Raw genomic sequence first — 22226 nt, forward strand, 5'->3', positions numbered from 1 at the left:
GGTCAGGCGGTCTCGAACGTGCGCGCAAGCAGGCGCGCAAAGCGGTCGTAGGCCGCGTTGGCGCCCGCGATGACGGCGTCGTGCGTGCGCGCGTCCAGCGCATCGCTGTCCAGCGCGGCGACGAAATTGCGCCACGCCGCGGCGCGGCCCTGCGGATAGGCGGCGAGGTTGCGCGCGCCGAATTCGGCGGACAGGCCCAGCTTCTCCTGCGCGGCCTTGAACAGGAACGCCGCGCCGAGCGTCGAGCCTTCGGAGACGTAGAGCCAGCCCAGCGCCTCGGGCATGGCAACGCCGGCGCTGGCGAGGTCGGCTTGCGGCAGCTCGCGCTCCAGGTCCGCGAGATCGGCCTGCGACGCGGCGGCGCGGCCGCGGCCGTCGAGATCCGGCACCGCGGCGCGCACGGCGGCGTCCTCGAACAGGTGCTCGACATCGCGCTGGAACAGATACTGCGCGGCAACGAAACGGGCATAGCCGTCGCGGCTGGCAAACGGATCGGCGGCTTCCATCAGCGTGTGCATGCGCTCGTGCTGGGCGGCCGTCTCATGCTTGAGCCGGGAAGACAGCGAGGGGCGGACTTCGGTGGAGGTGGTCATCGGGGAGGGTTCCGGGAATTGAACGGCGATAGCGGATGGCGGATAGCAGATGGCGGGCGCGATCGCGGCGCGGCGGCGCGCGGCGGCACGCATGTGCAAGGCTTCTTTTTACGTGATCGCGCCGCGCAAGACACGTTAATCTTGCTTCATATAGTTCGCGCGTCGCAGTCCGCGCGCGCGCCGGATGCGCTCGTCGCGCGCCCGGTTCACCGCGCGCCCGGCGCGTCGCCCGCCTGCCCGGGCAGGTGGCCCAGCAACTGCTGGTACTGGTAGCGGAACGCGGTGCCGTTCGTGCCCAGCAGGCGCGGCAGCGGCGTGATGAAGTCCTTGCGGATCTCCACCGTGATGCGCCAGACCGGCACGGCCCGGCCGGCGGCGATGGCGCCGTGCGCCGCATTGCCGCCGCCGATGGTGTCGAGCGAGGTGAAGCTCTCGACGGCCACGGTGGCGATGTCGCCGTCGCGCAGATAGCCATGCCCGGCGGCCGCCATGCGCACGCGCACGCGCTGCTCCATCTGCCGCGCCTCCAGCGATCCGGCGGGGTCGGTGCGGAACTGCCCGATGGCGCGCTCCAGCGCCGTGCCGCCCATGACGATGGCGAGCCCGATGTTCCCGAGTTCCGTGAACATCATCGCGCCGGCAATGATGACGGGCAGCGCGAACGCGGCCTCGACGGTCAGCGCGCCACGGCCACCATGCCGGCGTGCGAAACGGCTACGCCTTGCCGCGGGGCGGCGGGCGGCGGCGCGCCATGTCGGAAGGCACCCGTGCATGGCGTCAGCCGAGGAACAGCACGAATGCCGCGCCGGCGGCAATCGCGATGCTGTACGGAATGCCGGGCAGCGCATGGGCGTGCAGCGCCGCCGGGGCGGGCGGCGGCCGGCGCAGCCACGAGCCCGGCTGTCTGGCGCACCACGCGTTGCACCACGCGGCGCACCGCTCGGCCATGCGCAGGACCGGCATGCCCAGTGCCAGCACGCCGCCGGCCAGCGACATGACCAGCAGGAACGTCGACACGTTGCCCTCCAGCCAGAGGCAGAGCACCGCCACCAGCTTCACGTCGCCCGCGCCGACCCAGCGCATGGCGAACAGTCCGTAGCCCACCACCAGCACGATCGCGGCGGCCATCGCGCTGCGCCCGAGCTCCGGCCAGGCCACCGCCCGCGCGTCCTGGAAAACCATCCACGCGGTGTGGACCGTCCACGCGGCCAGCAGCGCCAGCACCAGCCGGTTGGCGATGCGGCGGTACAGCAGGTCCGACAGCACCGTCCAGAGCAGCGCGGGCGGCAGCACCAGCGCGGCCAACGACAGCGAAGGCGGCACCAGCGCGATGGCGTCTTGCAGCAGATGGGGGAAGCGGGCGGGCATGCGGGGGCTCCTGAACATGGCGGGAACGCGTCGGCTGACGGCGAATCGTCCTGGTTCCGCCGCTGGTCAGCCGAAGACGACGAACGGCACGCCTTCGTGCACCGGGGACGCCATTACCCTGGCGGCGATGCCGTAGACGCTGGCGAGATGGCTTTCGGTGAGCACCGCGGCGGGCTCGCCATACGCGACGGCCCGGCCGTCGGCCAGCAGCAGGAGCCGGTCGCACCAGCGCGCGGCGAGGTTGACGTCGTGGAGCACGAGCAGCGCCGCCAGGCCATCGGTGCGGCTCAGCGTCCTGATGCTGTCGAGCATCAGCAACTGGTGGCGCGGGTCGAGGCTGGAGATCGGCTCGTCGAGCAGCAAGGCGCGGTAGCCGTCCGGCGGGCGGCAGGCCAGCACCTGCACCAGCGTGCGGGCGAACTGGACGCGCTGCTGTTCGCCGCCGGAGAGGCTTTGATAGTCGCGCGCGGCCAGGTGCGCCGCGTCGGCCAGGCCGAGCGCGCGGCGGATCAGCGCGCGGATGGCGCGGGGATCGAGTTCGGGAAACGGATAGCCGCCCATCGCCACCACCTCGGTGACGTCGAGGTCGAAGCTCAGGCCCGGCGACTGCGGCAGCACGGCGCGGGTGCGGGCGAGCTCCCGCACGGACCAGTCCGCCAGGCCGCGGCCGTTCAGCGTGACCGCTGCGGCGGGCGCGGCGATCTCGCCGGCCAGCGTGCCGAGCAGCGTGCTCTTGCCGGCGCCGTTCGCGCCGAGCACGCCGAGCACTTCGCCCGCGGGCAGGCTCAGGTCTATGTCGGACAGCACCAGGCGCCGGCCGCGGTGGCAACTGAGTTTGCGCGCAACCAGCACGTCATGTCCCCTTTCGCGTCAGCATCCAGAGCAGGAACGGCCCGCCCACGAGACTCGTCACGATGCCGATCGGCAGTTCCGCCGGAATCACCACCGTGCGGGAAAGCCAGTCGGCCAGCGTCATGGCGATGGCGCCGCCGGCCAGCGTGTTCGGCAGCAGCCAGCGGTGATCGGCGCCCAGCGGCATGCGCACCAGGTGCGGAACCACGAGGCCGATGAACGAAATCGTGCCGGTGACGGCGACGATGGGCCCCACCAGCAGCGCCGTCAGCACGATCAGCCGGCGGCGCAGCCGCTTGAGGTCGAAGCCCAGGTGCTGCGCCTCCCGCTCGCCCAGCAGCAGGGCGTTCATGGCGCGCCAGTCGCGCAGCAGCAGCGCGCACAGCACGCCGACCAGCGGCACGAGCCACGCGAGCATGGGCCATGTCGCGCCGGCGAGGCTGCCCATGTTCCAGAACGTGAGGTTGCGCAGTTGCACGTCGCTGGCCTGGTACGTGAAGAAGCCGACGACGGCGGCGCAGATCGCGTTGATCGCGATGCCCGCCAGCAGGAGATTGGCCATGCCCGCGCGCCGCGAGCCCAGGCGGTAGGCGAGCGCGGTGGCGGCAAGGCTGCCCAGGAACGCCGCGGGCGCGACGCCGGCCAGGCCCTCGGCGCCCAGCACGATGGCCGCCACGGCGCCCGCCGCGCCGCCCAGCGAAATCCCGATCAGGCCCGGCTCGGCCAGCGGATTGCGGAACAGTGCCTGCATGACCGCCCCCGACAAGGCCAGCGCGGCGCCGACCGTGACCGCCAGCACGATGCGCGGCAGCCTCACCTCGATCAGCACGTTGCGCCACATGGCATCGTCGCCGCTCGCGGCGGACGACCACAGCAGCGGCAGCAGCCGCCCGCGCGGGATCGACAATGCGCCGCTGGCCGCCGCCCAGAGCGCGGTGAATACCAGCATGACGCACAGGGCGGCGAACACGCCCGGCCGGTGGACGCGCATCAGCGGGCCGCCGGCTGCCGGGCGGTCAGCCCCGCCTGCAGCAGCCGCAGCGCTTCCGGCAGGCGCGGGCCGAAGCCGAGCAGCAGCAGGTCGTCCATGACGACGATGCGCCGGTTCCTGGCCGCCGGAGTCGCGTTGAGGCCCGGCTGGGCCAGGAAGGCGTCGGCGCTGCCGCTGGCGCCCACCGACATCGTGGTCGTCACGATCACGTCCGGCTTCAGCGCGGCCGCGGCCTCGGCCGAGAACGGCTTGAACCCGGTCTGCTCGGCCAGCACGTTGGTGGCGCCCGCGAGCCTGAGCATCGCATCGCCGGCGGTGTCGCTGCCCACCGCCTGCATCTTGCCGGTATGGCTGCTGACGATCAGCACGCGCACCGGCTGGCCGACGGGGCGGATGTCGCGCAGTTCGGCGTGCAGCCGCTCGACCAGGGCCTGTCCGCGCCCGGGGATTTCCAGCGCCGCGGCCGCGCCGAGGATGCGCTGGTCCAGCGCCTCGATCGTGGGCGCGGACGGCAGTATCACGACCTTGCTGCCGAGCTTGCGGATCTGCTCCAGCGCCTGGGGCGGGCCGGTCTGGTCGGAAGCCAGCACGAGGTCCGGCTTCAGGCTGGCGAGCCCTTCCACCGAGACCGTGCGGTAGTAGCCCACCTTCGGCAGCTTCGACGCCGCGGCGGGGTAGATGCTCGACGCGTCCGCGCCGACGAGCGCGCGGTCCGCGTCCAGCGCGTAGATGATTTCGGTGACGGCGCCGCCCAGCCCGACCACGCGGGCGGGCGGCGCGGCCTGGGCCATGCCCGCCGCGCACAGCAGCGGCAGCAGCGCGGAACGCAGCAGTTTCATCGTTGACTCCGGCATGCGCGTCAGGCGGCCAGCGCGGCCGGGCAGAGCGACTGGAGCAGTGCCCGCCACGCGCCCAGCTCCGGCTTGCCGGGCTTGCGCTCGCCGAAGAACTGCGCGATCAGCTCGCCATTGGCGCCGAACAGTTCCAGGGACGTCACCCAGCCGTCCACCGTGGGCTTGTTGACGACCCAGCTCGACGCCACGGCACCGGTGTTCAGGTGCAGATTGAACTTGTCGTCGAGCACGTTGAACCACGTACCGGTACGCACCAGCTTGTGCACCGGCCCCGTGTGGATCTGCACGATGCCCCGGTTGGCGACGAAGCACATGATCGGCAGGCCCGACCCGGCGGCGCGCCCGAGCATGGTCTCGATGGCCGCGTCGTCCACCTGCTGCGCCAGGTCGCTGCCCGCGCTGCGCAGCGCGCCGAGGCGCGACACGCCGAACTGCCGCAGCATGGCGAAGAAATCGTGCGTGTCCTTGAGGCCGCGCCAGTGCTCGCGCATGGCCCCGGCGTCGGCGGGCAGGTCGGCCTCGGCAACGGCGGCGATGGCCTCGACCACCACCGGCGCCACCGCGTCCACGGCGTGCCGGTCGACGTACGCCTGCCACGCCGCGGCGTCGGTGGCATCGGTCCGGTAGACCTTGTGCACCGCCTCGCCGGCCTTGTCGAAGAACTGCACGCTGTCGCGGCCGTTCTCCGTCACCGCGTAGAAGTAGCGCCAGGCGCCGAAGAACATGCGCAGGTCGATGTCGGGCCCGAGCACGATGCCCACGGGCCCCTCGGCTTCGATGCCCTGGTACTGGCCGTGCCGCTCGTGGACCGCATGGTCGTTGCGCGACAAGGCCATCACCGGCCCGAGCATGCCGAGGTCGCGGAACAACTGCTGCGCCGTGCCCCCGAGCTGCCGCGTCTGCACGCCGCAGCCCGCGGCGACGAGTTCGGCCTCGCTCACCCCGAGATGCCGCGCGCGGTCCCGGATGCGTAGTTTCGGTTGGGCCGCGGCCAGTTCCTGGTGCCGCCGGCGCAGCGCGTCAATGCTTTGTCGTTCCATTTCCATGCGGGTCCGGGAGGGTTCAGGGCTGGACGTCGAAGTTGATCGTCCAGGTCTGCTGGCTGCTGTTCGAGTTCGGGTCGGCGTAGGCGATCTTCGTCAGGTGGAAGCGCGCATACGTGGCACCCTCGCCGCCGCGGATCAGGCCGCCGGCGTCCGGATTGGCGCTGATCAGGTGGGCCACCGCCGGCAGGCCGTTCGCCGCGGCCGCCGCGGCGGTCGGGAAGTACGAGTACCAGCCGTAGTTCAGCGGGTTCGGGTAGGCGCCGGTGTAGGTGGGATTGAGCAGCGATGCCGTCGCATCCTTCTTCCACTGGCTGGCCGCGGTGGGCAGGCTCATGTCGGCGGCGGTCAGGTCGGCCAGCGTGGTGGTCACGCTGTTGACGTTGGTGAACGCCGATGCCACGGGCTTGTTCGACGCGTCATAGAACCCGGCGGGCGTCTTGCCCAGGAAGCCGGCCACCGTGCCGGTGCCCGATTCGCCGCCGTTGAGCTTGACGTTGTAGCGGTTGAACGCGATGTGCCACGGACCCGTGGCCGTGGTTTCCACGCGGTTGACCAGATCGTAGTAGACCCAGTCGGCCGAGGCGTTGACCGTCGCCGTGTACACGGTGCCCGGGGCGCTGCGGTCGACGAAGCGGAAGCTCGGATATCCGGAGGTGGTGCCGCCCGGGCCGCCGTAGTAGCCGGTGATCTGCAGCGCGAACACGGGCGCCGCCACGGTGCCGGTGGTATCGGGCAGCGCGCTGTTGGTGGTGATCAGGAACGTGCGGAAGGTGGGATACAGCGAGTGGTCGGTGGCCGCGCCGGTCACGCCGTACTCGAACACGGCCGAACCGATGTCGTTGCTGCCCGCGAACACGCCGCTGGCCGAATCCTTCAGGAACACCGCGGCGGGCAGGGCGCCGTTGACCGGGTCGATGGTCGCGTTCTTCCACGCCGTCAGCGCGGTCCAGGTGTGGTCGAAGGGGCTGCCGAAGGCGCCGCCGTTGCCGGTGCCGGTGGTGCCGCTGTTCGTCCACAGCGTGGCGGTGCGCCCGCCCGTGTCGGTCTTGACCTTCAGGTCCCACGCGGTGCCGGTGCAGGCCGTCTCCGCCTTGGTGTTGAAGTCGTAGCAGAGCGACGCGCTGGCCGCCGGCAGCGCGAAGGTCCATTCGGCCGACTGCGTGAATGCCGTGGTCGCGGCGGGCGGGGTGGTGGTGCCGCCGCCCGTGGTGCCGTTGCCCCCCGTGCCGCCGGTGCCGCCGGTGGTGGTGCCGCCGTCGTCGCCGCCGCCGCCGCAGGCGGCCAGCGCCAGGGCGAGCGTGATCGTGCCGAGCGCGCCGGGCAGCCGGCGGCGCAGTGAGAGAGTGTCATTCATCATGATGCGTGTTTCCCCATTGATTTCTTGTTAGCGGGCGACGTCGACGTTGAACCGCGCGCCCAGGTAGATAAAGCGCCCCGCCACAGGCCCGAAGTCACTGGCATTCGCGAAATCGCGTTGACGATTGAAGAGGTTGTTGACGCCGGCGAATGCGGTGACGCTGCGGCCGATCTTCTGGTTCAGCACGAGGTCGAGCGTGGCCCAGCCCGGCGAGCGCGCGGCGGCGGCGGAGTCGGTCAGCTCGCTGCTCTGGAAGCGCGCGCGGGTCGACAGCTCGGTGGACGGAAAGACGCGCCAGTCGATGCCCGCGCGGCCCATGTGGCGGGGCCGGCGGGTCAGCTCGGTGCCGGTGTTGAGGTCTTCGGTGTCGGTGAAGGTGTAGGCCGCCGTCAGGTTGAGCTGGTTCGTGGCACGCCAGCGCAGCGACGTCTCGGCGCCCTGCGTCCGGGCGCGCGCCACGTTCCGGTACGTATAGACCGCGATGCCGTTGACCATCGAGAAGTTGGTCATGTCGGTCTGGATCAGGTCCGTGACGCGGTTGTAGAACAGGTTGGCATCGAGCGTCACGCGCTCGCGCCAGGTGAGCTGGCCGCCGAACTGGAAGCTGTTCGACGACTCCGGCTTCAGGTCCGGGTTGCCCAGCACCATGTAGCCCAGCGAGCTGTGGTCGAACAGGTAGTGGCGTTCCTTGAGGTTGGGCACGCGGTAGCCCTGGCCATAGTTGGCGCGCAGCACGCCTTTCCAGGTGTCGCTGGAGAGCAGGTTGGCGCGCAGGCCCACCTTGGGCGCGAAGTGGCTGCCGAAGTCGGAATCGTGCTGGCCGCGCAGCCCGACGATCATTTCCCAGGTGTCGTTGAACAGGATGTCGTTCTGCACGTAGAGCTCGCCCGCGTGGCGCTCGGCGCTGCCGGCGCCGGTCAGCTCCGACGCCCCGTTGACGTTCTGGTTCAGCGTCTCGCGGTGGAAGTCGCCGCCGAACTGCCAGAGCTGGCGGTACCACGCCGGCATGTCGAACTGGGCGGAGACATGGTCGGTCTGCTGCGAGGAATCGCGCGTGGCGGTCTGGAAGCCGTTCGAGTATTCGCGGGAGGTGCTGTCGTAGGTCTCGTGCACGCCGGCCAGCCGGGCGCGCACGCCGTTGGCGAATCCCCATTGCCCGCCATAGGTGTAGCGGTTGCGGTCGATGTCCTCGGTCTTGCGCTGCGGCACGTAGTTCGGCGGCGCGTAGTACTGGTAGCGCTGCTCGTCCGTCTCGCGGTAGGCGCTGGCGTCGAGCCAGAACTTGCCCGTCGCGGTGGGGAGCCATTCGAGCCGGCCCGCGTATTGCCCGCGGCGGACCTTGTCGCCGTGGCGCGTCCAGTCGTCCGCGTCGACGGCGTAGCCCTTGTTGTCCAGCGCGTCCGCGCTGATGCGCGCCCGGAACTGCTCGGTGCCGCCCTCGACCCGGACATTGCCATGCAGCACGCCCGGCGAACCGTCGGCGTTCTGGCCGCCGTAGGTGCCGGTATCGGCGGTGACCGCGCCCGAGAGGCCCTTGGCGACCGGCCGCGTGATCACGTTGATGACGCCGCCCATCGCCGAGCTGCCGTACTGGGCCGAGCTGGCGCCCTTGACCACTTCGACGTGGTCGACCTCGGTGAGCAGGTATTGCGAGACGTCGACCGTCGAGCCGGTGCTGGCCGTGATGGGCAGGCCGTCGATCAGGATCAGCACCTGGTCGCTGGTCATGCCCTGCAGCGTGACTTCATAACCCGACTTGCCGTGGATCTCGCGCAGCTGCAGGCCGGGCACGTTCTCCAGCGCGTCCTTGAGCGTGCGCGCATGGGTGCGCTCGATTTCCTGGTGGTCCACCACCTCGGTGCGGATCGGCGTCTCGTCCAGCGTCTTCTCGCTGCGGGTGCCGGTGACGACCACCGTCGGCAGCGGGTCTCCCGGCGCGGCCTGTTGCGCCCGCGCGTGCGGCGTAGCGGAAAGTAGGGTGCTGGCGACGACGGCAAGGTATTTCAGACGCATGGGGGGGCGGAACCGGCCGCGACAGATCCGGTAGATACAAAGGGATGCCGAATGATAATGATTCTCGTCTGCATCTTCCGTTAAGATTGCTTAATGCAGTTTCACCAGCGCTGTTTCCCCGGCGCAGGCCGGCATGGCCCTGCAAAAGAAGGTGCGTGCCCGGCCGCGCGGCGGCGGCTGGCACGCATGCCGGCCCGGCGGCGCCGCTCCGGTGCGGCGTACGGCACGTGCGCGGCTTTTGCACTATCCTCAGGGGGCTTTGCGGCGCGCGCCCACCGGGCGGTGGACGGTGCCGCCGGCCGGCCGCGCCTTGCGCGGACCAGGGCAAACAGACCCAAGGAGTTCCCCCCAATGACCACCCTAGACATCAATGGCAAGCCATTGCAGGTCGACGTCGACCCCTCCACGCCGCTGCTGTGGGCGCTGCGGGACAGCCTCGGCATGACCGGCACCAAGTTCGGCTGCGGCATCGCCTCGTGCGGCGCGTGCACGGTGCACGTAAACGGCCAGCCCACGCGCAGTTGCGTCACGCCGGTTTCGGCGGCGCAGGGCGTGCGCATCACCACCATCGAAGGCGTGGCCGGCGACAAGGTCGGGCGCGCGGTGCTCGACGCCTGGATCAAGCATGACGTGGCCCAGTGCGGCTACTGCCAGAACGGCCAGGTCATGAGCGCGACAGGGCTGCTGCGCAACAAGAAGCACCCGACCGACGCCGACATCGACCAGGCGATGGCGGGCAACGTGTGCCGCTGCGGCACCTACCAGCGCATCCGCGCCGCCATCAAGGATGCGGCGCGCGCGCTGGCATAGGGAGACCATCATGCGAATCCAGAATCTCGAAGCGCTGGTCGGCAACGGCTGGCGCACGGACGCAGTCGCCGGCACCGTGGACGCCGCCGCCGCCGTCGAATCCCCGGCCACGCTCGGCCGCCGCAGTTTCCTCAAGCTCGCCGGCTTTGCCGGCGGCGGCCTGGCGCTCGGCGTGCTGCCGCTGTCCGCCGCGCAGGCGCAGGAAGGCGGCGCGCCCAAGGCGCCGCCCTCCGCGCCGCAGGCCTTCGTGCTGATCGCGCCGGACAACACGGTCACGGTGGCGGTGAACCGCCTCGAATTCGGCCAGGGCGTGCACACCGCGCTGCCGATGGCGCTGGCCGAGGAGCTCGACGTGGACTGGCGCAACGTGCGCGCCACGTTGGCGCCCGCCGGCGACGCCTACAAGGACCCCGCCTTCGGCATGCAGATGACGGGCGGCTCCTCCGCGCTCAACCATTCCTTCCAGCAATACCGCGAGCTCGGCGCGCGCGCCCGCGCCATGCTGGTGGCCGCGGCGGCCAGGCAGTGGCAGGTCGAGCCCGCCAGCTGCCAGGTGGCGCTCGGCGTGGTGACTTCCGGCAGCCACCGCGCCACCTACGGCGAGCTGGCGCAGGCGGCGATGGCGCTGCCGGTGCCGCAGCAGGTGGCGCTGAAGGATCCCGCGCAGTTCAGGATCATCGGCAAGCCCACGCCGCGCCTGGACGCGCGCGGCAAGCTGGAATCCACCACCGCGTTCGGCATCGACACCCGCCTCGAAGGCATGAAGGTGGCGCTGGTGGCGCGCCCGCCGCGCTTCGGCGGCAAGGTGAAATCGTTCAACGCCGACAAGGCGCGCGCGATCAAGGGCGTGGCCGACGTCATGCTGGTGCCGGTGGACCGCGGCGGCACCGGCGTGGCGGTGGTGGCCGACGGCTACTGGCCCGCCAGGCAGGGGCGCGACGCGCTCGAGATCGTGTGGGAAGACGCCGGCTCGAAGGTCACGTCCAAGGACCTGTTCGCCGACTACCGCAAGCTCGCCGCGCAGCCCGGCGCGGTGGCGGTGGCGGGCGACGTCGGCGCGCTCGCGGGCGCGGCGCGCACCATCGACGCCTATTACGAGTTTCCCTATCTCGCCCACGCGCCGATGGAGCCGCTGAACTGCACCATGCAGGCCGAGCTGTCGGGCAAGACGGTGCGCTCGGTCAAGGTCTGGGTCGGCTCGCAGTTCCAGACCGTGGACCAGGCCGCCATCGCGCGCACGCTGGGGCTCAAGCCCGAGCAGGTCACGCTCAGCACCATGATGGCGGGCGGCGGCTTCGGCCGGCGCGCGGTGCCCACCTCCGACTACGTGGTCGAGGCGGCCAACGTGCTGCAGGCCTGGATCCGGAATGGCCATGCCGAGCCGCTCAAGGTGATGTGGAGCCGCGAGGACGACATCCGCGGCGGCTACTACCGTCCGCTGCACCTGCATCACGCCCGCATCGGCACCGATGCCCGCGGGCAGGTGGTGGCGTGGGACCACACCATCGTCGGGCAGTCGATCCTCACCGGCACGCCGTTCGAGGCCTTCGCGGTCAAGGGCGGCGTCGACGGCACGATGGTCGAGGGCATCGCCGAGAACGACTACGGCTTTCCGCTGCGCCTGAGCGCGCACCACCCGCAGGTGGACGTGCCGGTGCTGTGGTGGCGCTCGGTGGGCAACACGCACACCGCCTTCGTCAAGGAGACCCTGATCGACGAGATCGCGGCGGGCGCGCGCCAGGACCCGGTGGCGTTCCGGCTCGCGCGCCTCGACGAGGCCAAGCACGCGCGCCACCGCGCGGCGCTGCAGCTGGCGGTGCAGAAATCCGGCTACGGCAAGCGGCGCCTGCCCAAGGGCCAGGCCTGGGGCGTGGCCGTGCACGAGTCGTTCGGCACCGTGGTGGCCTACGTGGCGGAGGTGTCGCTGGTGAAGAACGAGCCGCGCGTGCACCGCGTCACGGCCGGCGTGCATGCCAACCGCGTGGTCAACCCGATGTCCGCCGAGGCGCAGGTCCAGGGCGCGTGCATCTTCGGGCTGGCCGCGCTGCGGCCGGGCTTCGCCATCGAGATCGAGAACGGCGTGGTGAAGAACAGCAATTTCCCCGACTATCCGCCCGTGCGCATGCCCGACGCGCCGCCGGTGGACGTGTTCTTCGTGCCCTCCGAAGACCCGCCCACCGGCCTGGGCGAGCCGGGTGTGCCGCCGATCGCCCCGGCGGTGGCCAACGCGCTGTTTACGCTCACCGGCAAGCGCCAGCGGCAGTTGCCGTTCGTGCTGGCCTGAGCGGCGCGCGCGGCCCGGTCAGCGCGCGCGGCCGTCCGCGGCCGCGCGCCAGGCCTGGGTGAAGCGCAGCAGGTCGTCGGCGGAAGCATCGGTGACGGCGGCATAGCGCATGCCGTCCGCTTCCCAGCGGGCCAGCTGGTAGCCCTGGTGCGATTCGATGGCGGGCGGCAGGGCGGCGGGATCGGCCCCGGCCGCCTTTTTTTCGTCGGCCAGCGGCAGCACGAACATATCGATGGGATGCTGGCTGTCGCGGTACACCAGCACCGCCACCGCGCGGCCATGCACGTAGTCGAGCCGCCCGCCGGCCAGCGGGAAGCCCTGCGCGGCGAGGTTGCGCACCGGCGGCGCGTAATCGAGCCGGCCGTTGAACCACGGCTTGACGGTATGGCGGTCCGACGAAGCCACGTCGATGGCGTGGCCGGACAGCAGCGCGCGCACGTGGCTGCTGACCACCTCGCGCGCCACCGTCGGTTCGGCGGCGTCGCGCAGCGCGTACTGCGCCATGCCGATGCCGAGCGCGGCCACCGTCACCGCGGCCATCGCGGCATTGGCGGCCGGGCCCCAGGCGAAATGGCGGCGCAGCGGTTGCCACCAGCGCCACCAGCCGGCGGCGCCCGGCGTGCCGCGCGGCCGCGCCGCGGCGGCGCCGTCCGCCGGGGCCGCGTCGAGCGCGGCCAGCACCCGCACGCGCAGCGCCGGACTGGCGCGGTGGTACGGCGCGTGCGCGCGCAGCGCGGCGCGCATCTCGCGCAGCCGCGCCAGCCGCGCGCGGCACTCGGGGCATTGCGCCAGGTGGCGCTCCACGCGCAGCGTGTCGCCCGCGCCGGATTCGCCGTCCGCGCAGGCTTGCAGCAGCATGCCGATCTCATCGCAGTTCATGGCCCGTCTCCCCGGCGGGAAGCGGCGGGAAGCGGCGCCGCCGCGCTCCTGCCTGTCGTGGTGGCCGGCGCCGCGCCGCCCGCCGCGCGCGCGCCCTGCATTTCCTGCGCGCGCTGCGCCAGCACCGCCGCCGCCAGCAGTTTGCGCGCGCGCGCCAGGCGCGACATCACGGTGCCCAGCGGAATCTCGGCAATGGCGGCGATGTCGCGGTAGGGCAGGTCCTCCAGCTCGCGCAGCACCAGCACCTCGCGGAACGCCAGCGGCAGGCGCGCCAGCGCCACGTGCAGCAGGCGCACGTCCTCGGCGCGCAGCAGCCATTGCTCGGGGCTGTCGCCGTGGCCGTCCTGCCAGCCGGGCAGCGCGGCGCCGTCGAAATGCGCGTCGTCGTAGCCGGCGCTGGCGCCTTCGCCCGGCTGCCGGCGCTTGCGCCACGCGGTAAACCAGGTATTGCGCACGATCGCCAGCAGCCACGCGCGCGGCTGGTCGCCGCGGAAGCTGTCGAAGAAGCACAGCGCGCGCAGGCAGGCCTCCTGCACCACGTCGTCGGCCTCCGTGGCGCTGCCGGAGAGCCAGCGCGCCAGGTTGTAGGCGGCATCGAGATGCGGCAGCACGAGTTCGTCGAATCGGCGGCGCCGGTCGGCAGCGTCCACGTCACTCCTTTGGCTGGGCGCGCGCACGGCAAGGCCCGTGCGCGCGATCCCGTATACCGGAGACGCGTCGAGTTTATTCCCGCTTTCCGGCCCGCGCGCGAAAAATAAATCCACCGCGCGGCCGGAATAAACGCGGCGCGGCATCGGTATGACAGGCATCCCCACATCACATCTGTCACGGAGGTGCCGGAATGCAGCAACGATCATGGAAGCGGCGCGACTTTCTCGGCCTGGCCGCCTGCGCCGGCGGCGCGGTATTCGCGCAGGCCCTGCCCGGCTGGGCCGCCGGGCGCGACGAGGCGTTCTACTTCGTGCAACTGTCGGACGCGCACTGGGGCTTCCAGGGCCCGCCCAACCCCGACGCGCGCGGCACGCTGCCCAAGGCCGTGGCCGCCGTCAACGCGCTGCCGCAGCCGCCCGACTTCCTGATGTTCACCGGCGACCTCACCCACACCACCGACGACGCCGCCGAGCGCCGCCGCCGCATGCGCGAGTTCCAGGCCATCGTCGCCGGGCTCAAGGTGCCGGTGGTGCACCTGATGCCGGGCGAGCACGACGCCAGCCTCGACCAGGGCGCCGCCTACCAGGAACTGTTCGGCCCCACGCACTACGTGTTCGACCACAAAGGCATGCACTTCATCGTGCTCGACAACGTCTCCGACCCCGCCGGCCGCGTCGGCGAGGCCCAGCTCGGCTGGCTCGCCGACGACCTCGCGCGCCAGCCGCGCGACGCGCGCATCGTGGTGTTCACCCACCGCCCGCTGTTCGACCTCTACCCGCAATGGGACTGGGCCACGCGCGACGGCGCGCAGGTGATCGAGCGCCTGATGCCCTACGCCAACGTCACGGTGTTCTACGGCCACATCCACCAGGAGCACCACCACATGACCGGCCACATCGCCCACCACGCGGCGCGCTCGCTGATGTTCCCGCTGCCCGCCGCCGGCTCCCAGCCCCAGCGCCAGCCGGTGCCGTGGGACCCGGCCCGGCCCTACCAGGGCCTCGGCTGGCGCGAAGTGCAGGCCGGCCGGCCCGGCGGCGAGTTCGGCATCGACGAAAAGCCGGTGGCCGGCTGAACGGCATCAGCCACGGCAACGCACGGACGCGAGGAGTCCCGCCATGACGAAGACAGAAACGAAACCCGGCCGCCGGCGCGCGCTGCGCTGCCTGCTGGCGCTGGCGGCGGGCACGCCGCTGTTGCACAGCACCGCCGCCGCGCCGCGCGTGATCAAGGTGCATGCGCGCAAGTTCATCTTCACGCCCGACCGTATCTCACTGCGCGTGGGCGAGCCGGTGGTGTTCGAGCTGACCGCGCAGGATGTGGTGATGGGGTTCAGCGTGCCGGATCTGGGGATTCGGGCCGATCTGCCGCCGGGGCAGGTGGTGAGGCTGGCGGCCACGCCCGCCAGGGCGGGGACGTTTGGGTTTTTATGCGATATTTTTTGTGGGTCGGGGCATGAGACTATGAATGGGGTGATTGAGGTTATGTGAGGGTTTTTTTGGGGCTTGTGTGTTTGTGGGTCTTTAGGCTCGGGCGGTTTTGGTGCTTGAATCCAACGGCCATATGACATCCCCGCTGCGCGGGGCTGCCAGTCACTTTCTTTTGTCTGAAAAGAAAGTAACCAAAGAAAGCAGACCCCTTGCAGGGGGGCTGGGCGCTCAGACTTTACTTGCGTGGTGGTTTCGTGGTGCGGGCGTTGGCTTCGATGAGGCTGCTGACGCTACCGGTTTGCTTGCCTGCGGCGTCGCAAGCGAAATTGGATTCGTGGTGACGCTGCATGATGGCGTTGGCCCAGGCCCTTCAGGCTGCTGCCGCGACCGGGGCGGATGCCCACGGCATAGGGACGGTGCTGGTTTCGTGGTGGGCGCAGTGGCCCAGCAATCCCGGTTCCAGCAACCCCGCACACCCGCGCTGGGGCCACCGCGCCCACCACGAAACCACGAGGATGCTATGTCGTGGCCGCCCAAACCGGTAACGGCAGATAGCCGAACAAGCAGTGCACTCGCCATCATAGGTCTGACCACGAAACCAACACCGCCAGCAAAGTCGCGGTGGTTCGCGCCGGTAACGGCAGGATGCCAGCAGAACCTCAGACCCCACGACGAAACCAGAAATACCAGAAACCCCAACGTTTCTGCCCCTGCCGGCCAGGCAGTCCGCTTTCTTTGCCTACTTTCTTTTCGGAAAAAAGAAAGTAGGTCGCGCCGGGGGCGCGAAAGCCTTTGACTTTGACTTTAAGATTTTGACTTTAAGCCTTTGATCTTAAGCCTTTGACTTTGAAGCTAAGCCTTTAACGTTAAAGCCTTTACCTTCGAAGCCAAATCAAAACCCCCTCAATCCCCCTCCCCACCCGCCAACACACGCGAAACGGGCGCCCCAGGTTCGTCATGCGGAGCCAACCCCGCCCTGCGCCGCGCCCGGCGCTCCTTGCGCTTCACATACCAATAATGCGCCCGGTCCAGATACAGATAGACCACCGGCGTGGTGAACAGCGTCAGCGCCTGCGACAACACCAGCCCGCCGACCATCGCGTAGCCGAGCGGCCTGCGCAGCTCGGACCCGGCGCCATGCCCCAGCATCAGCGGCAGCCCGGACAGCAGCGCGCACATGGTGGTCATCATGATCGGGCGGAAGCGCAGCAGGCAGGCCTGGTAGATGGCCTGCTCGGGCGTCATGCCGTGCTCGCGCTCGGCCGTGAGCGCGAAGTCGACCATCATGATGCCGTTCTTCTTGACGATGCCGATCAGCAGGATGATGCCGATCAGCGCGATCACGGTGAGGTCGTAGCCGCCGGCGAGCAGGATCAGCAGCGCGCCCACGCCGGCGGAGGGCAGCGTCGAGAGGATGGTGAGCGGGTGGATGTAGCTCTCGTACAGCAGGCCGAGCACGATGTACACGGCGATCAGCGCGGCGGCGATCAGGTAGGGCTGCGATGCCAGCGACGCGCCGAAGGCCTGGGCGGTGCCCTGGAACGAGCCGCCCAGCGTCTGCGGGCGGCCCATGCCGGCGAGCGTGCTGTTGATGGCGTTGACCGCGTCGCCGAGCGCCGCGCCCCTGGCCAGGTTGAACGAGATGGTGACGGCGGGGAACTGCCCCTGGTGGCTGATCGACAGGTAGGCGGTGCTGTTGGTGTCGATCTTGACGAAGGTGGACAGCGGCACCTGCTCGCCGGTCAGCGGCGAGGTGACGTAGAGCTTCGAGAACAGGGTCGGGTCTTCCTGCAGCGCCGGCGTGGCTTCGAGGATCACGTGGTAGCTGTTGATCTGCGTGAAGTACTGCGCCACCTGGCGCTGGCCGATGGCGTCGTACAGCGTGGCGTCGATCAGCGCCGGCGTGATGCCGAAGCTGGAGGCGCGCGCGCGGTCGATGGTCAGGCGCGCGGCGGCGGCGGCGTTCTGCTGGTCGGAGGCGACGTCGGTCAGCTCCGGCAGGCCGCGCAGGCGCTCCAGGATGCGCGGCGCCCACTGGTTGAGTTCGTCGAGGTTGGCGTCCACCAGCGTGTACTGGTACTGCGTGCGCGACAGCCGCCCGCCCACGTTGATGTCCTGGCCGGCCTGCAGGAACAGGTTGGCGCCCTGCACCTGCGCCAGCTTCGGGCGCAGCCGCGCGATGATCTCGTCGGCGCTGGCGGTGCGGCCCTGGTCCTTGGGCCGCAGGCTGATGAAGAAGTTGCCGGTGTTGATGGTGTTCTGCCCGCCGGTCATGCCGACCGCCATCACGTCGGGGTCGGCGCGCACCACGTCGGCCAGCTGCACCATGCGCGCGTTCATCGACTTGAACGAGGCGTCCTGGGCGGACTCGGCGAAGCCGAACATGAAGCCGGTGTCCTGCTGCGGGAAGAAGCCCTTGGGGATGTAGACGAACAGCGCCACGGTGGTGGCCACCGTGCCGATGAACACGCACAGCGTGATGAACTGGTGGCGCATCACCACGTCGAGCCCGCGCTTGTAGCCGGCCAGCATGGTGTCGAAGCCGCGCTCGAACCACTGGTAGAGGCGCCCGTGCTGGTGCCCGCGCGGCGGCGTCAGGTAGCGCGAGCACAGCATCGGCGTGAGCGTGAGCGAGACGATCACCGACACCCCGATGGTCAGCGTGACGGTCACGGCGAACTCGCGGAACAGCCGCCCGACGATGCCGCCCATCAGCAGCAGCGGAATGAACACCGCCACCAGCGAGACCGAGATCGACACGATGGTGAAGGCGATCTCGCCGGCGCCCTTGAGCGCGGCCTCCATCGGCGTCATGCCGTCTTCGACGTGGCGGTAGATGTTCTCCAGCATGACGATGGCGTCGTCCACCACGAAGCCCACCGCGATGGTGAGCGCCATCAGCGACAGGTTGTCCAGGCTGTAGCCGAGCAGGTACATCGCGCCCGCGGTGCCGAGCAGCGCCAGCGGCACGGTGACGCTCGGGATCACGGTGGCGGCCACGTTGCGCAGGAAGATGAAGATGATCATCACCACCAGCGCGATGGTCAGCACCAGCGTGAACTCGACGTCGGCCACCGAGGCGCGGATGGTCTGGGTGCGGTCGACCAGCGTGTTGACGCTGATGGTGGGCGGGATGGCGGCCTGCAGGCGCGGCAGCGCGGCGCGGATGCGGTCCACCGTCTCGATCACGTTGGCGCCGGGCTGCTTGGTGATGGCGAGGATGATGGCGCGCCCGTTGTGGAAGGTGTTGTCCGCGGGCGCGGCCGCGCCCGCGAAGCCCCAGCCGGCCAGCTTGACGTTCTCGGGCGCGTCCACCGCCACGCCCACGTCGCGCACGCGCACCGGCGCGCCGTTGCGGTAGGCCAGCACCATGTCGTTCCACGGCGCGGCCTTGGTGAGCTGGTCGTTGGTGTAGACGTTGAAGGCCTTGGTGCGCCCGTCGGTGGCGCCGGTCGGCTGGTTGACGGTGGTCGAGGCGATCACGCCGCGCACGTCTTCCAGGCTCATGCCCATCGAGGACAGCTTCTGCGGGTCCACCTGGATGCGCACAGCGGGCTTCTGCTGGCCGCCGATGTTGACCAGGCCCACGCCGGAGATCTGCGAGATCTGCTGCGCCAGCACGTTGTCGGCGTAGTCGTTGATCTCGGTCAGCGGCAGGGTGTCGGACTGCACCGCCAGCACCAGGATCGGCGAGTCCGCAGGGTTGATCTTGCGGAAGGTCGGCGGCGTCGGCAGGTTGCTCGGCAACTGGCCGCTGGCGGCGTTGATGGCGGCCTGCACGTCGACCGCGGCGGCGTCGATGTTGCGGTTCAGGTCGAACTGCAGCGTGATCTGCGCGTTGCCCTGGGCGCTGGCCGAGGTCATCTGCGTGAGGCCGGCGATCAGCGAGAACTGGCGCTCGAGCGGCTGCGCCACGTTCGACGCCATCGTCTCCGGGCTGGCGCCGGGCAGCGAGGCCGAGACCTGGATGGTGGGGAAGTCGACCTGCGGCAGCGGCGCGATCGGCAGCAGCGGCCAGGCCGCCACGCCGACCAGCAGCAGCGCCAGCGCCAGCAGCGAGGTGCCGATCGGGCGCTTGATGAAGTTGGCGGAAATGCTCATGGCCGTGCGTTCCCGGCGCCGGCCGCGGCCGGGGTGGCGGATGGCGCGGCGGCAGGTCCGCCGCCCGCGCTGGCCACGGTGCCGGCGGGCGCGCTTTCGGTCACGCGCGCGCCGGGCTTGAGCTTGTACTGGCCGTCCACCACCACGCGCTCGTCCGGGGCCAGGCCCCGGGCGATGATGGCGCGCGTGTCCTGGATCTCCGTCACCTCGACCGGGCGCGAGGCCACGGTGTGGTCGGCCTGCACCACGTAGACGTAGGTGCCGGCCTGGCCGCGCTGCACCGCCGGCGCGGGGATGGTCAGTGCCTGGTCGCGCTCGCCCAGCACCAGCCGCGCGTTGACGTACTGGCCCGGCCACAGCGTGTGGGTCGGGTTGGGGAAGCGGCCCTTGAGCTGGATCGTGCCGGAGGTGGTGTCGATGGTGTTGTTGAGCAGGATCAGGCTGCCGCGGCCGAGCGGCTTGCCGCTCTCGCGCTCCATGGCTTCCACGGCCAGCGGCGTGCCGCTGGTCTGGATGGCGTGGTTGATGCGCTGGAAGTCGCCGTCGGGCAGCGTGAAGACCACGTCGATCGGGTCGATCTGGCGGATCACCACGATGCCGCTGGCGTCGGCCGCGTGGATGATGTTGCCGGGGTCCACCAGGCGCGCGCCCACGCGCCCGGACAGCGGCGCGTTGATGGTGGTGAAGTCCAGCTGCACGCGCGCGGCGTTGACCTGCGCGTCGTCGTTCTTCACGGTGGCGGCGAGCTGCGCCACCAGCGCGCGCTGGGTGTCGAGCGTCTGCTGCGTGGTGGCGTTTTCGAGGATCAGGCCCTCGAAGCGCTTGAGGTCCACGCGGGCGTTGGCGAGCTGCGCCTCGTCGCGCGCCTTCTGCGCCTGGGCCTGCTGCAGCTGCGCCTGGAACGTGCGCGGGTCGATCTGCGCGAGCAGCTGGCCGGCCTTGACGTCCTGGCCCTCGACGAAGCCGACGCGGTCGAGCTGGCCGTCCACGCGCGACTTGACCGTCACCGTGGCCATCGCCTGCACGGTGCCGACGCCGGTCAGGCCGATCGGCACGTCCTCGCGCCTGGCCAGCGCGCTGGACACGGCGACCGCGGGCGCGGGCGCGGCCGCCTGCCGCGGCGCCAGCATGTGCTTGAGCGGGCCGCTGGCGAACCAGGCCAGCACGGCCAGCGCGAACACGGCGAGGCCGATCAGGAAGGGGTTGCGGCGGGAGGGCTGAGTCGCCATGGAATGCCTTGGAAAGTAAGTCTGCCGATGCAAATCAGGGGTGGGCCGGGGCGGGCGAGGGCGGGGTGGCGCCGGCGGTACTGTCGCCGCCGCTCGCGCCCGTGCCATCGGCCCGGGCCAGCGCATCGCTGCTCCAGCCGCCGCCGATCGCCTTGATCAGCCCCACGCTGGCGGCCAGCTCGCGGCCGCGCACCTGGATCGCGCTACGTTCATTGGACAGCGAAAGGGCCTGTGCCGTTACCACCGTCAGGTAAGACGTCGTGCCGGCGCGGTACTGCGCCAGGCTCACGCGCTCGGCGGTGCGCGCGGCTTCCACCGCGCGGTCCTGCACCACCACTTCGTCGTCGAGCACGCGCAGCGCGGAGAGGTTGTCCTCCACTTCCTGCATGCCGCCGAGCACGGTCTGGCGGTAGGCGGCCGCGGCGCCGTCGTAGGCGGCCACGGCCTGGTCGTTCTGCGCGTTGCGCAGGCCGCCGTCGAAGATGGTGCCGGCCAGCGCCGCGCCGAGCGACCACACGCGCCCGGGCGGGCCGAACCAGTCGGCGAGGCTGCCGCTGCTGCCGCCGCCCACGGCCGACAGCACCAGCGAAGGGAAGTACGCCGCGCGCGCCACGCCGATGTTGGCGTTGGCCGCGGCCATGCGGCGCTCGGCCGCGGCGATGTCGGGGCGGCGCTCGAGCAGCGCCGAGGGCAGCCCCGGCGGCACCGCCAGCGGGCGCATGGCGAACTCGGCCGGCGGCAGCGAGAACTCGGCCGGCGCGCGCCCGACCAGCACGGCGATGGCGTGCTCGAGCTGGGTGCGCTGCACGTCCAGGTCGATCGCCTGCGCGCGCGCCGATTCCAGCGTGACCTGCGCCAGCGCGACGTCGCCCGAGGTGGCCACGCCGGCGCGGAACTGGCTCTGCGTGAGCTTGAGCGATGCCTCGTAGGCGGTCAGCGTGCGCGCGAACAGCGCCTTGAGCACGTCGGTCACGCGCAGCTGCACGTAGTCCTGCACCAGCTCGCCCTGGATGGTCAGCCGGGCCGCGGCCAGATCCGCGGCGCTGGCCTGCGAGTTGTCCCGCGCGGCTTCGATGGTGCGCCGCACCTGGCCCCACAGGTCGACTTCCCAGCTGGCGTCCAGGCTGGCCGAATGCGTGTTGGACACCGACGCCATGCCCAGCGTGCTGCTGCGCGCGCGGCCCACCGAGGCGCCGGCGCCGAGCGTCGGGAACAGGCCGGCGCGCGCCGCCTGCGCCAGCGCGCGCGCCTGCCGGTATTGCGCCTCGGCCTGGCGCAGGGTCTGGTTGGCCGCGTTGGCCTGCGTCACCAGTTGGTTCAGGCGGGCATCGTCGAAGCCGCTCCACCAGTCGTGGTCCAGGTCCACCGGCCGCGGCTCGGCGATCTTCCACTGGTGGTCGGGCGGCGTGGCCTCGCGGTAGGCGGCCGGCGCGTCGGCCGGCGGGCGCTGGTAGTCGGGGCCGACGGCGCAGCCGGCCAGCCAGGCGCAGGCCAGGGCGATGCAGAGCTTGCGCGGCGCAAGCGGGCGCGCTGTCTTCATGGGCGGGGTAGACGGTCGGGCGTCATGGACGAGCCTTCATGGGTGATGCCGGTTTTTTGCACTGTCCTGCAACGCTTCGCGGTGTGTCTCGCCCGGGGACACGGCGGCACGGCGGCGGGGGACCGGGATGCCGTCGGGCATGGACGGATGCGCGCCGCCCGCGGGGCGCCGCGAAGTTGCTTATCGCAAGGATAGTGCCGCGCGCGGCGCGGTGAAACGCGCCGCGCA

18 protein-coding genes are annotated in these 22226 nt (G+C 70.8%); 4 read left to right on the top strand and 14 right to left on the bottom strand.

Translation table 11 applies throughout. The features are described 5' to 3' along the window. Positions 1 to 2: 2 nt before the first annotated feature. The 9 genes from KF708C_RS03055 to KF708C_RS03095 all read right to left on the bottom strand — a co-directional run bounded on the left by KF708C_RS03055 (position 3) and on the right by KF708C_RS03095 (position 9074). On the bottom strand, positions 3 to 593 hold the full coding sequence (locus tag KF708C_RS03055) for a biliverdin-producing heme oxygenase (RefSeq protein ID WP_059410701.1): 591 nt from the start codon (positions 591 to 593) through the stop codon (positions 3 to 5). A 206-nt stretch (positions 594 to 799) separates the two neighbouring features. Then, positions 800 to 1225: a hypothetical protein gene (locus tag KF708C_RS03060; protein WP_231586367.1), complete on the bottom strand. Its 426-nt coding sequence runs from the start codon at positions 1223 to 1225 to the stop codon at positions 800 to 802. Positions 1226 to 1370: 145 nt separating this feature from the next. Then, complete coding sequence (locus tag KF708C_RS03065) at positions 1371 to 1961, bottom strand: A24 family peptidase (protein ID WP_059410703.1); 591 nt, start codon at positions 1959 to 1961, stop codon at positions 1371 to 1373. A gap of 66 nt (positions 1962 to 2027) precedes the next feature. Further along, positions 2028 to 2813 (bottom strand): heme ABC transporter ATP-binding protein, encoded by a 786-nt coding sequence (locus KF708C_RS03070; protein ID WP_059410704.1) that lies wholly within the window; start codon positions 2811 to 2813, stop codon positions 2028 to 2030. Between the two features lies 1 nt (position 2814). Further along, positions 2815 to 3804, bottom strand: a complete 990-nt coding sequence (locus KF708C_RS03075) for a FecCD family ABC transporter permease (RefSeq protein ID WP_059410705.1) — start codon at positions 3802 to 3804, stop codon at positions 2815 to 2817. Continuing rightward, positions 3804 to 4643, bottom strand: a complete 840-nt coding sequence (locus KF708C_RS03080) for a heme/hemin ABC transporter substrate-binding protein (protein WP_020206019.1) — start codon at positions 4641 to 4643, stop codon at positions 3804 to 3806. The genes KF708C_RS03075 and KF708C_RS03080 overlap by 1 nt, the downstream gene beginning before the upstream one ends. Before the next feature lie 20 nt (positions 4644 to 4663). Beyond that, positions 4664 to 5698 carry a hemin-degrading factor gene (locus KF708C_RS03085; protein WP_370552786.1) on the bottom strand — a complete coding sequence of 345 codons (1035 nt, stop codon included), beginning with the start codon at positions 5696 to 5698 and terminating at the stop codon, positions 4664 to 4666. Between the two features lie 22 nt (positions 5699 to 5720). Next, positions 5721 to 7061 carry an HmuY family protein gene (locus KF708C_RS03090; protein ID WP_059410707.1) on the bottom strand — a complete coding sequence of 447 codons (1341 nt, stop codon included), beginning with the start codon at positions 7059 to 7061 and terminating at the stop codon, positions 5721 to 5723. A gap of 27 nt (positions 7062 to 7088) precedes the next feature. Next, positions 7089 to 9074: a TonB-dependent receptor plug domain-containing protein gene (locus KF708C_RS03095; RefSeq protein WP_059410708.1), complete on the bottom strand. Its 1986-nt coding sequence runs from the start codon at positions 9072 to 9074 to the stop codon at positions 7089 to 7091. A gap of 351 nt (positions 9075 to 9425) precedes the next feature. Here KF708C_RS03095 and KF708C_RS03100 point away from each other — a divergent pair, with 351 nt between their 5' ends. Both KF708C_RS03100 and KF708C_RS03105 read left to right on the top strand, forming a co-directional pair. Continuing rightward, positions 9426 to 9884 (top strand): (2Fe-2S)-binding protein, encoded by a 459-nt coding sequence (locus KF708C_RS03100; RefSeq protein WP_020206023.1) that lies wholly within the window; start codon positions 9426 to 9428, stop codon positions 9882 to 9884. A gap of 10 nt (positions 9885 to 9894) precedes the next feature. Further along, positions 9895 to 12168, top strand: a complete 2274-nt coding sequence (locus KF708C_RS03105; RefSeq protein ID WP_059410743.1) for a xanthine dehydrogenase family protein molybdopterin-binding subunit — start codon at positions 9895 to 9897, stop codon at positions 12166 to 12168. An 18-nt stretch (positions 12169 to 12186) separates the two neighbouring features. On the opposite strand, the gene KF708C_RS03110 is transcribed toward KF708C_RS03105, so the two are convergent. Both KF708C_RS03110 and KF708C_RS03115 read right to left on the bottom strand, forming a co-directional pair. Beyond that, complete coding sequence (locus KF708C_RS03110) at positions 12187 to 13047, bottom strand: anti-sigma factor family protein (RefSeq protein ID WP_059410709.1); 861 nt, start codon at positions 13045 to 13047, stop codon at positions 12187 to 12189. Beyond that, entirely contained in the window at positions 13044 to 13697 is a 654-nt protein-coding gene (locus KF708C_RS03115) for an RNA polymerase sigma factor (RefSeq protein ID WP_059410710.1), read from the bottom strand. The genes KF708C_RS03110 and KF708C_RS03115 overlap by 4 nt, the downstream gene beginning before the upstream one ends. Positions 13698 to 13888: 191 nt before the next feature. Here KF708C_RS03115 and KF708C_RS03120 point away from each other — a divergent pair, with 191 nt between their 5' ends. Both KF708C_RS03120 and KF708C_RS03125 read left to right on the top strand, forming a co-directional pair. Beyond that, positions 13889 to 14773 carry a metallophosphoesterase family protein gene (locus KF708C_RS03120; protein WP_059410711.1) on the top strand — a complete coding sequence of 295 codons (885 nt, stop codon included), beginning with the start codon at positions 13889 to 13891 and terminating at the stop codon, positions 14771 to 14773. A 43-nt stretch (positions 14774 to 14816) separates the two neighbouring features. After that, the gene (locus tag KF708C_RS03125) at positions 14817 to 15188 is read left to right on the top strand and encodes a cupredoxin domain-containing protein (protein WP_059410712.1); all 372 of its coding nucleotides are present in this window, start codon (positions 14817 to 14819) and stop codon (positions 15186 to 15188) included. Positions 15189 to 16031: 843 nt separating this feature from the next. Here KF708C_RS03125 and KF708C_RS03130 read toward each other — a convergent pair. Genes KF708C_RS03130 through KF708C_RS03140 form a run of 3 tightly spaced genes read right to left on the bottom strand, consistent with a single transcriptional unit; the run spans position 16032 to position 21998 of the window. Then, positions 16032 to 19229, bottom strand: coding sequence for an efflux RND transporter permease subunit (locus KF708C_RS03130; RefSeq protein ID WP_059410713.1), 3198 nt, complete (start codon positions 19227 to 19229; stop codon positions 16032 to 16034). After that, a complete protein-coding gene (locus KF708C_RS03135) occupies positions 19226 to 20458 on the bottom strand; it encodes an efflux RND transporter periplasmic adaptor subunit (RefSeq protein WP_059410714.1) in 1233 nt (410 codons plus the stop codon). Before KF708C_RS03135 ends, KF708C_RS03130 begins: the two co-directional genes overlap by 4 nt. A gap of 34 nt (positions 20459 to 20492) precedes the next feature. Further along, positions 20493 to 21998, bottom strand: a complete 1506-nt coding sequence (locus KF708C_RS03140; RefSeq protein ID WP_059410715.1) for an efflux transporter outer membrane subunit — start codon at positions 21996 to 21998, stop codon at positions 20493 to 20495. Positions 21999 to 22226: the final 228 nt, after the last annotated feature.

It is taken from the genome of Cupriavidus basilensis (genome assembly GCF_000876015.1).
In the GTDB taxonomy this organism is placed as follows: Bacteria; Pseudomonadota; Gammaproteobacteria; order Burkholderiales; family Burkholderiaceae; genus Cupriavidus; species Cupriavidus basilensis_B.

Coding starts and splice junctions, on each gene's coding strand:
- KF708C_RS03055 (WP_059410701.1), bottom strand. CDS start 593: ATGACCACCTCCACCGAAGTCCGCCCCTCGCTGTCTTCCCGGCTCAAG.
- KF708C_RS03060 (WP_231586367.1), bottom strand. CDS start 1,225: ATGATGTTCACGGAACTCGGGAACATCGGGCTCGCCATCGTCATGGGC.
- KF708C_RS03065 (WP_059410703.1), bottom strand. CDS start 1,961: ATGCCCGCCCGCTTCCCCCATCTGCTGCAAGACGCCATCGCGCTGGTG.
- KF708C_RS03075 (WP_059410705.1), bottom strand. CDS start 3,804: ATGCGCGTCCACCGGCCGGGCGTGTTCGCCGCCCTGTGCGTCATGCTG.
- KF708C_RS03080 (WP_020206019.1), bottom strand. CDS start 4,643: ATGAAACTGCTGCGTTCCGCGCTGCTGCCGCTGCTGTGCGCGGCGGGC.
- KF708C_RS03085 (WP_370552786.1), bottom strand. CDS start 5,698: ATGGAACGACAAAGCATTGACGCGCTGCGCCGGCGGCACCAGGAACTG.
- KF708C_RS03090 (WP_059410707.1), bottom strand. CDS start 7,061: ATGATGAATGACACTCTCTCACTGCGCCGCCGGCTGCCCGGCGCGCTC.
- KF708C_RS03095 (WP_059410708.1), bottom strand. CDS start 9,074: ATGCGTCTGAAATACCTTGCCGTCGTCGCCAGCACCCTACTTTCCGCT.
- KF708C_RS03100 (WP_020206023.1), top strand. CDS start 9,426: ATGACCACCCTAGACATCAATGGCAAGCCATTGCAGGTCGACGTCGAC.
- KF708C_RS03105 (WP_059410743.1), top strand. CDS start 9,895: ATGCGAATCCAGAATCTCGAAGCGCTGGTCGGCAACGGCTGGCGCACG.
- KF708C_RS03110 (WP_059410709.1), bottom strand. CDS start 13,047: ATGAACTGCGATGAGATCGGCATGCTGCTGCAAGCCTGCGCGGACGGC.
- KF708C_RS03120 (WP_059410711.1), top strand. CDS start 13,889: ATGCAGCAACGATCATGGAAGCGGCGCGACTTTCTCGGCCTGGCCGCC.
- KF708C_RS03125 (WP_059410712.1), top strand. CDS start 14,817: ATGACGAAGACAGAAACGAAACCCGGCCGCCGGCGCGCGCTGCGCTGC.
- KF708C_RS03130 (WP_059410713.1), bottom strand. CDS start 19,229: ATGAGCATTTCCGCCAACTTCATCAAGCGCCCGATCGGCACCTCGCTG.
- KF708C_RS03135 (WP_059410714.1), bottom strand. CDS start 20,458: ATGGCGACTCAGCCCTCCCGCCGCAACCCCTTCCTGATCGGCCTCGCC.
- KF708C_RS03140 (WP_059410715.1), bottom strand. CDS start 21,998: ATGAAGACAGCGCGCCCGCTTGCGCCGCGCAAGCTCTGCATCGCCCTG.